We start from the raw sequence: 7,840 nt of genomic DNA on the forward strand, positions 1-7,840 counted from the left end.
CGCTGGCCGTCACCGCGCGCCGCGTCCTGCGGCCGCGGCGACGAACTGACGGGCGCTTGCGCGGCCCGCCAGTCCGCTACTGCGAGCCAGCCGCCTGGATCGCGCGCTTGGCGCCTGCATCGAGCGCGGGCCACGCTTTCAGCGTGGCAGTGCCGACCTGCACGGCGGTGCGCTGCTGCACCAGGCGCGTAGTGGCGTAGGCTGCCCATCCCGAGACGCAGATCAACACCACGACGAGCAGCACGGCCAGGCCGCCGAAACGCCTGCCCGCCCTGGGCGGCGGGCCGCCCGGGCGCCGGGCGGCGCCGACAGCACCCGCCTCGATGCGGGCGGCGGCATTCTCCAGCCGCTGCGCGGCCGCCACCATGCCGCGGCCGGCTTCGCCGGCCTTGGCCAGGTCGGCGCGCACGCCCTGCACCAGGCCGCCCAGCTGCTCCAGATCCGCATCCAGCTCGGTGTGGCACAGGCGCTGCGTGTCCTGCAACTCGCCGTGTTCCCGCTGCGCCCGCTCCAGCCGCTCCAGCAGGTCGGCGAAGTCGGCCATCAAGACCTTGACGGCCGCGTCGCGGGCGGTGGTCGGCGCGTTCATTTCTTGCCGATGCCGATGATCTTCCAGACTTCGGCCAGATTCTCCTGCGCGGTTTGCGCCAGGTCCTTGTTCATCTGGCCGTCCACCGCCTCTTCCATGCCCGAAAGATCGCCCGCTGCGCGGGCCTCGGTGCGCTTCGCGCGCCAATCGGTCTTGTCCTCGGCCAGTTCGCGGATGGTCTTGCCCGAACCCTTCACGCGGTCGTACAGCTCGTTGCTGACGACCACGGCCTCGGGCTTGTAGGCGGCCCGGTTGCCGGTGGATTCGAGGTAGCCGTAGATCTGGCTGTAGGCGTCGACCAGGGACACGCCATCATTGGCGAACTGGTTGAAGACGACCCGAATGCGCTTGGGGTCAAACCCGCGCTCGGCGAGCCATTCCAGCGTGGAGATCGTGTCGCGCTGCTGCTTTTCCTGGGGCACCACGGGCACGACGATCAAATCGATCTCGTGAACGGCGCTTTTGAATTTCTTCATTTCCGCCATGAACCGGGTGACGTTGGACGCGCCCACATCGAGAATCACGTCGCCTTCGGCCATCATCAGCTCACGGAATATTTCTCGAAAGCTGGAGGCCTCGATTTCCTCGACTTCGATGCCTTGAATCGTATCGGCGTCGGAGGAATTGACCGACTCGACAGAAATGATTTTGGCGCCAGGCCGCATTGCTGCGAAAAGATGAACGGCCAGTGTGCTCTTGCCGACGTTACCGGACAGATTGATGAGTGCAATGTTCATGGTTTGTTCTTGCGTTTGATAAGTTTGCTGAAATCCTGGCGGCTGACAGCGCGTGCGCGGCGTAATTCATCAGACGCCGAGGTGAAACCGGGTTTTGCCGTTGCATCCGATTCGGACATTTTCAATTCGACGGGTCTTTTCTCCAGCTTTCCGAAAATCAGTGGCGACAGGCCCCCAGGCGCTGGTTGCGAAACTGGAGGTCTGGCCGCCAGGCGCGCGTGATGCTTGCGCATCTCGCGCGCGTACAGGTTCTCGTAGTAGGCGGGCGTCAGATCCAGACCACCGGAGGTGATCGCCACGTGGATCTGGGCATGGGAGAACCCATCCTGTCTAGCCGCATTGATCTGGTGCAGCGCCTTGGCCAGGATCGCGGCCTTCTTCTTCAGGCCCAGTTCGACGGCTCCGGCCACAGCTGCGCGGACACGGCCGAGGGCCGAGGTGGATTCGCCTGTATCGATCACTTTTGCTCTGGAAATGCTAAGAAAACGCTCTGATTGTAGTCCATGAGTTAGAGTCCAGTCCTGAAAAGTGCTCTGGAAATGCTCGGAATATGCTCTGGAAGACTGGGCGTGCCCCCCTTCGGGGGTCGTTCCCTTGCAGGTTTCGCTATCGCTCATCGCCTTCGGCGACCGCTGCGCGGCCTTCCAGGCAACTCACGCGGGGGAGGGCGAAGGGGGTGCTCCAAACGACCGGCAGTGAGGTGCTGGAGGCCGCTGCTGGGGCGTTCCAGGGCCACGCCCCAGACCCCTGGCCCACATGAGCGAGATCGACCGGCGCGCCTGAGCCGCCTGTGCACAAGCCAGGGCTCCGCATGGATATATATGCACAAGCCTGCCCAGCGACGCCCTACGGCGTCGCTGGGCCCCGGCTTGCGCACATACCCACGCTGCGCACCTGCCTTGCACACAGGGGGACGCCTACGGCCTGACGCGCTTCGCTTGCCACAGCCCGCACCAATGAAGGTGCGGGCTGGAACAGCCGGTGCCCCTGAACTGGCCTCGGTGCCTGATCTAAGCGTCGCAGAGGAAACCGAGCGCGCCAGACGAGCCTGGCACTCGACCTGGCCCGCACTTTTCGCGCCCTTGCTGCATTCCCCGGCGCTTCGCGCTGCCCTCAGACGCCCGCGACCCGGCGATGCCGGGTCGCAACCCTGGCGCGCCAGGGTTCTACACACCATACGCACCACAGGTGCCAGGTGTAAAGCGTTGTCGTGATTGGATATGTTGGGTATACTGGAGGCGTGGTTAGGTGTACTAACAGCGCATGAGTCTATATTTCATGCGGTTTTCCAGGTATACCGATAAAAAGGAAGGTGCATGTCCCGACTCGTTCAGTTCAAGCTCTCGGCGCAGGATTCAGAGAGGGCGTTCGAGGCCCTGGAGCGTTCCCCGGCGCGGAACCTCAACATGCTGGCCAAGGAGGTCTTCCTGCAGTTCCTGGCCAATCAGGATGGCCAAGCCGGGCACTTGTCTGGCATCGCCCAGCAGCTCGAAGAGATCAGGGCGCAGCAGCAGGAAATCGTCGACATGCAGCGCGCAGCCGATCCCGACACGCAGCTCAGCATGGTGGCCGCGCTCTTCCTTCTGATGTACCGATCGGTCAATGTGAATGCCCGTGCCGAACTGGATGAGATATTCAATTCCGATGCCGTCATCAACTACCTGAAACAGGAAGGTTGATATGGCACGGGCGAATAGAACTCCAGACGACGCCCTGCGAGGATGGCTGGTGGTTACCACCTTGCTTCTGGTTTTGGCAGGGTGGATAGCCGGTTTTCTGCTGTACTACCGGGTTCCCAAGTCCATGATCATCAAGGGCGTCTGGTTTGGAATCCTGGCCACGCCCTCCAATCCGGTTTTATGGGTCGGGCCGTTCATAGGACTAATGCTGGGGGTGGCCTTGTTCATCTACGGGGCCATTCGATGGACGACGAAATTCGGCGGCGCAGAATATATGCGCCATTTGCGCGGTCCGCGCATGGAAAACCAGTACGCGCTGCGCTCAAGGACCAAAAGCGGAAGCGGGCAATTGAGGTTCATGGACACGCCGGTGCCGCGGGACGTGGAGAGCACGCATTTTCTGGCGGGCGGCTCCACCGGAACGGGTAAAAGCCAGTGCATTGCCGAGTACATCGAAAGCGAGCAGGAGCGCGGCGAACGAACCATTTGCATCGACCCGGACGGCGGTTTCATGCGGCACTTCTTCCGGCCCGGCGACGTGATCCTCAACCCCTTCGACGCGCGCGGGCAGGGCTGGTCGGTGTTCAACGAGATCCGCTCATCTTTCGATTGCGAGCAGTACGCCATCAGCATGATCCCGCGCAGCCCATCGACGGAGCAGGAATCATGGAACTCCATGGCCCGGACCATCGTTTCCGAAACGCTGCATGTGCTCATCCGGAACAACGAGCTTTCCACCGACAGGCTGGTGCATTGGCTGACTTCTGCGAGCAACCGCGACCTGCAGACGCTGCTGGCCGGCACGCCGGCGGAGGGCTGCTTCCACGGCGCCGAGGAAACCCTGGCGTCCATCCGCGTGGTGCTGACGCAGTACGTGACACCCCACAAATACCTGGCCTCGGGCAGCTTCTCCTTCCGGGACTTCATCGAGAACAGCGAGGGCAACGTTTGGGTGACCTGGCGGCAGGACCAGCTGCAGGCACTCAAGCCGCTGATTTCCTGCTGGACGGACGTGATCTGCGCGGCCGTGCTGTCCATGAGCGACGACCGTGACCGCGGCCTGCACCTGATCCTGGACGAACTGGACTCGCTGGAGAAGCTGAACTACCTTGTGGACGCGGCCACGAAGGGGCGCAAGAAAGGGCTGCGCATCCTGGCCGGCATCCAGAGCCTGGCGCAGCTGCGGCGAACCTATGGCGACGACGACGCCCTCACGCTGCGCAATTCGCTGCGGTCGGTTGCCCTGTTCGGTGTCGCCGAGATGGACACCTACACGGCGGAGGAATTCAGCCGCGGCCTGGGCGAACAGACGGTGATTCGGCGCAACGACAGCGTTTCGGTCGGCGGCCGAGGCGGCTCGCGCGGCACCACCGGCACCAGGCAAGACACCGAGCGTGTCGTGTCGCCTGCAGAGATCCACCTTCTGCCCAACCTGACCGGCTATCTCAAGTTCGCCGGCAACTACCCCATCGCCCGCGTCAAGCTGCAGTACAAGGCCCGGCCCGACGTGATCGACCCCATGGTGATGGCCGAGCAGTACAGCAAGCCCATCCGCGGTTCCGCCGGCATCTTCGCCGGCGCATGAGGAGCGTCCCATGCTGAGCTTCCAAGCCGTCACTTCCAGCAAGCAGGCTGCGCACTATTTCGAGTCGGCAGACGACTACTACGAAAAAGAGGGCCACCGTGGCGAATGGCTCGGCAAGGGAGCCGAGGAGCTTGGGCTCACGCAGCAGCTGCAGGTGGATCGAGAGAGCTTCAAGGACATTCTGGACGGCAAGCTGCCCAACGGCGTGCGCGTGCGCTTCTCCGACCTGCGCTCGGATGACCGCAAGGGCATGGACTACACGTTTTCCGCGCCCAAGAGCGTCAGCCTACAGGCGCTGATCGCTGGCGATGCCGGCGTCACGGCTGCGCACGATCGGGCCGTCAAGCGCGCCGTGCAGCAACTGGAGAAGCTGGCCCACGCGCGCATCAAGGAGCAGGGGCAGAGCTACCGCGTGCGCACCGGCGTGATCGTCGCGGCTGCGTTCCGGCACGAGTTGTCGCGCGCCCAGGACCCGCAGCTGCACACCCACGTGATCGTCGCCAACCTCACCAAGCGCCCGGACGGCCAATGGCGCGCGATGAGCAACGAGGACATCCAGCACAGCATCAAGGCCCTGGGCGCCTACTACCGCACGGCGCTGGCCGAGGAACTGCGGGCGAGCGGCTATGGGCTGAGGGAGACGCAGAAAGGCTACTGGGAACTGGCCCACATTTCCGACGAGTTGATCCAGCACTACAGCACCCGGGCCCGGCAGATCGAGGAGGCCTTCGAGGCTCGCGGCGTGAACCGCGACACGGCCAACACCGCACTGGCACAGTCCGTGACCTTGATGACGCGCGACAAGAAGTCGGAAGTGGATCGCACCTTGCTGCGCGAGGAGTGGATCGAGAGCGCACGAGCAGCAGGCCTCAGCATGGATGCGCTGCTGGCCGCCAAGGAAAACAGCACGGCGCCGGACGTGGCCCGCCTGCGTGCCGACCCGGCGATGAAGGAGGGGGCGGCCGCGGCCCTGAACTTCGCAGTCGAGCACCTGAGCGAGCGTCAAGGGCTATTCACGCGCAAAGAACTGGTTGAACTGTCCATGTCCAAGGCTGCGACCACATCCACCATCAGCGCCGTCATGGCCGAGGTGGAAGCGGCCGAGAACGACGGCCGCCTGGTGCGCGAGTTGCCGCTGTACCAGACGGCACGCTCGCTCAACCAGGCCAAGAAGAACGAGGACGACAAGCAGGCCTCGCATTTCATGGACGTGCCCGAGACCGCCAAGCTCACGCGCACGACATGGATCGGGGCCACGATGCACGCGCGCGGGCTGAATGAGGAACAGGCCACCATCGAGGTGGACCGTGCCATCCAGAAAGGGGCGCTGGTGCTGGCCGAAGCGCGTTATACGACGCCGCAGGCCCAGGCCATCGAGCGCAGCATCCTTGCCATCGAGCGCGACGGGCGCGGCGCCCTGCAGCCGATCCTGAGCGACGAGGGCCTGGCGGCGCGGCTGGCCGCGAGCGACCTGAACCAGGGCCAGCGCGAGGCGGTGGAAATGATCCTCGGCACCACGAACCGCTTCGTGGCGGTGCAGGGCTATGCCGGCACCGGCAAAAGCCATATGCTGGAGCGCACCATCAACGAAATCACCCAAGACGCGACCCAGCAATCCCTGGCCGCCGGATTCGACGTGGTGGGCCTGGCGCCCTACGGCACCCAGGTGGCGGCCCTGCGCGAACTAGGCGTGGAGTCCAACACGCTGGCCAGCTTCCTGGCCAGCCGGAAGGCGCAGGCGGCCTTGAGCGAGAAATCGGTCGTGCTCTTGGACGAGGCCGGCGTCGTGCCCGCTCATCAGCTGGCCCAGGCGATGCGGATCGTGGAGAAGGCCGGCGCGCGCATGGTCATGCTGGGCGACCGCAAGCAGACGGGCGCGGTGGAGGCCGGCAAGCCCTTTGCGCAGCTGCAGGACGCCGGCATGCTGCAGGCTCAGCTGCGAGAAATCCAGCGGCAGCGCAATCCGGAAATCAAGGCCGCCGTGCTCAATGCCGCGAACGACCAGACCAACAAGGCCGTCACGCGGCTGCTGGGCAGCATCCGCGAGGTGCCGGAAGAGCAGGATCGCTATCAGGCCATTGCCTCCGACTTCACCGCGCTGTCCCCCCAGGAACGCGAGGCGACCCTGATCGTGGCCGGCACCAACGAGGCGCGCCACAGCATCAACGAGATGGTGCGCAAACGCATGCGCCTGGAGGGAGGCCTCAAGTACACCGTGCTGGAGAACGTGGACGCCACGCGCGCCCAACTCAAGCAGCCGGCCACCTACGCCCCGGATCTGGTGGTGAGCTATCACCGCGAGGGGCAGAACATCCAGCGCGGCGTGGACTACGCAGTGGTGGGCGTGGAAGGCGATCAAGTGGTGCTGCGCGGCAGCGACGGCCAGAACGTCACGGTCAAGCCCGCCCAGCACTTCTCGGCCACGCTGCACAAGAAGTACGACATCGAGATCGCGCCCGGCGATCTGCTCAAGATCACCAAGAGCGACAAGCAGCTCGGCCTGCTCAACGGCGACCGGGTGCGGGTGCAGGCTGTGAGCGCCGAGGCCGTTACCGTCAAGACGGAGCGCGGCACCATCGTGGCCATCCCGGCGCAGCGTCCCATGAACCTGCAGCACGGCTACGCCACCACGATCCATTCCTCTCAGGGCCTGACTTCCAACCGCGTGCTGATCGAGGCCAACACACGCTCGCTAACCACCAACCGGGCCGCGTTCTACGTGGCCATCTCGCGGCCACGCTACGAACTGAAGCTCTACACGGACCGGGCCGCCGAGTTGCGCGGCGCCGTGGCGCGGGTGCCGAAGAAGTTCGCGGCGCTGGAGTTGAGAACGGCGCACAGCGAGGCGCATATCGCCGAGCAGAAACATCGCCAGATCTCTATTAGTCGCTTGAGAAACTTGTCGAATGATTTGCAACGGCGTAACCCTAATCCACAGCCGGCGCAAGCAAATCGCAGCGTGGCTTTAGGAAGAACACTAAGATGAGGTAGCGGTGATCCAGCGCGGATTGCCCGATCGGGAGTCTCCAATGACAAGCTCGTGGCGCGAAATGACATTGGCAGCGGCTTTGGCAATAGGTTTCTCAGCGCACGCACACAACTGCGATCCGCTTGTATTTCTGTCTTTGAAGGTCGGCAGTAAAACTATAGCGGTCACAGAAGCGCAACTATCAGCGCTGCCGCAGCGGGTCATCGTTAGTCCGCCCTGAACAACTCGTAAGCAGTTGATCCTGCTTGCAGTTTTTCTGCT

General features: G+C 64.0%; 7 protein-coding genes. 3 read left to right on the forward strand and 4 right to left on the reverse strand.

Going from position 1 to position 7,840, the window contains the following annotated elements; translation table 11 throughout:
* Positions 1 to 76: 76 nt before the first annotated feature.
* Genes OJJ21_RS10265 through OJJ21_RS10275 form a run of 3 tightly spaced genes read right to left on the reverse strand, consistent with a single transcriptional unit; the run spans position 77 to position 1,943 of the window.
* Entirely contained in the window at positions 77 to 547 is a 471-nt protein-coding gene (locus OJJ21_RS10265) for a hypothetical protein (RefSeq protein ID WP_297685837.1), read from the reverse strand.
* A gap of 38 nt (positions 548 to 585) precedes the next feature.
* A complete protein-coding gene (gene stbB / locus OJJ21_RS10270; RefSeq protein ID WP_231698567.1) occupies positions 586 to 1,326 on the reverse strand; it encodes a StbB family protein in 741 nt (246 codons plus the stop codon).
* Positions 1,323 to 1,943 carry a hypothetical protein gene (locus OJJ21_RS10275; protein ID WP_231698566.1) on the reverse strand — a complete coding sequence of 207 codons (621 nt, stop codon included), beginning with the start codon at positions 1,941 to 1,943 and terminating at the stop codon, positions 1,323 to 1,325. The genes stbB and OJJ21_RS10275 overlap by 4 nt, the downstream gene beginning before the upstream one ends.
* A gap of 699 nt (positions 1,944 to 2,642) precedes the next feature.
* Here OJJ21_RS10275 and OJJ21_RS10280 point away from each other — a divergent pair.
* The 3 genes from OJJ21_RS10280 to mobF are packed head-to-tail and all read left to right on the forward strand — an operon-like array spanning position 2,643 to position 7,576.
* Positions 2,643 to 3,005, forward strand: coding sequence for a hypothetical protein (locus OJJ21_RS10280; protein ID WP_231698565.1), 363 nt, complete (start codon positions 2,643 to 2,645; stop codon positions 3,003 to 3,005).
* 49 nt (positions 3,006 to 3,054) lie between these two features.
* Complete coding sequence (locus OJJ21_RS10285) at positions 3,055 to 4,590, forward strand: type IV secretion system DNA-binding domain-containing protein (RefSeq protein ID WP_263462729.1); 1,536 nt, start codon at positions 3,055 to 3,057, stop codon at positions 4,588 to 4,590.
* A 10-nt stretch (positions 4,591 to 4,600) separates the two neighbouring features.
* A complete protein-coding gene (mobF, locus tag OJJ21_RS10290; protein ID WP_231698563.1) occupies positions 4,601 to 7,576 on the forward strand; it encodes a MobF family relaxase in 2,976 nt (991 codons plus the stop codon).
* On the opposite strand, the gene OJJ21_RS10295 is transcribed toward mobF, so the two are convergent.
* Positions 7,568 to 7,840 (reverse strand): hypothetical protein (locus tag OJJ21_RS10295; RefSeq protein ID WP_297685843.1); only part of this gene is annotated, 273 nt, incomplete at its 5' end. The two genes, mobF and OJJ21_RS10295, sit on opposite strands and share 9 nt — an antisense overlap.

Origin of the sequence: Ferrovibrio sp. (assembly GCF_025869515.1) — a bacterium.
Taxonomy (GTDB): Bacteria; Pseudomonadota; Alphaproteobacteria; order Ferrovibrionales; family Ferrovibrionaceae; genus Ferrovibrio.

What these genes read in the sequence shown, in the direction of transcription:
- mobF (WP_231698563.1), top strand. Translation starts at nt 4,601, where the DNA reads ATGCTGAGCTTCCAAGCCGTCACTTCCAGCAAGCAGGCTGCGCACTAT.
- OJJ21_RS10280 (WP_231698565.1), top strand. Translation starts at nt 2,643, where the DNA reads ATGTCCCGACTCGTTCAGTTCAAGCTCTCGGCGCAGGATTCAGAGAGG.
- stbB (WP_231698567.1), bottom strand. Translation starts at nt 1,326, where the DNA reads ATGAACATTGCACTCATCAATCTGTCCGGTAACGTCGGCAAGAGCACA.
- OJJ21_RS10275 (WP_231698566.1), bottom strand. Translation starts at nt 1,943, where the DNA reads ATGAGCGATAGCGAAACCTGCAAGGGAACGACCCCCGAAGGGGGGCAC.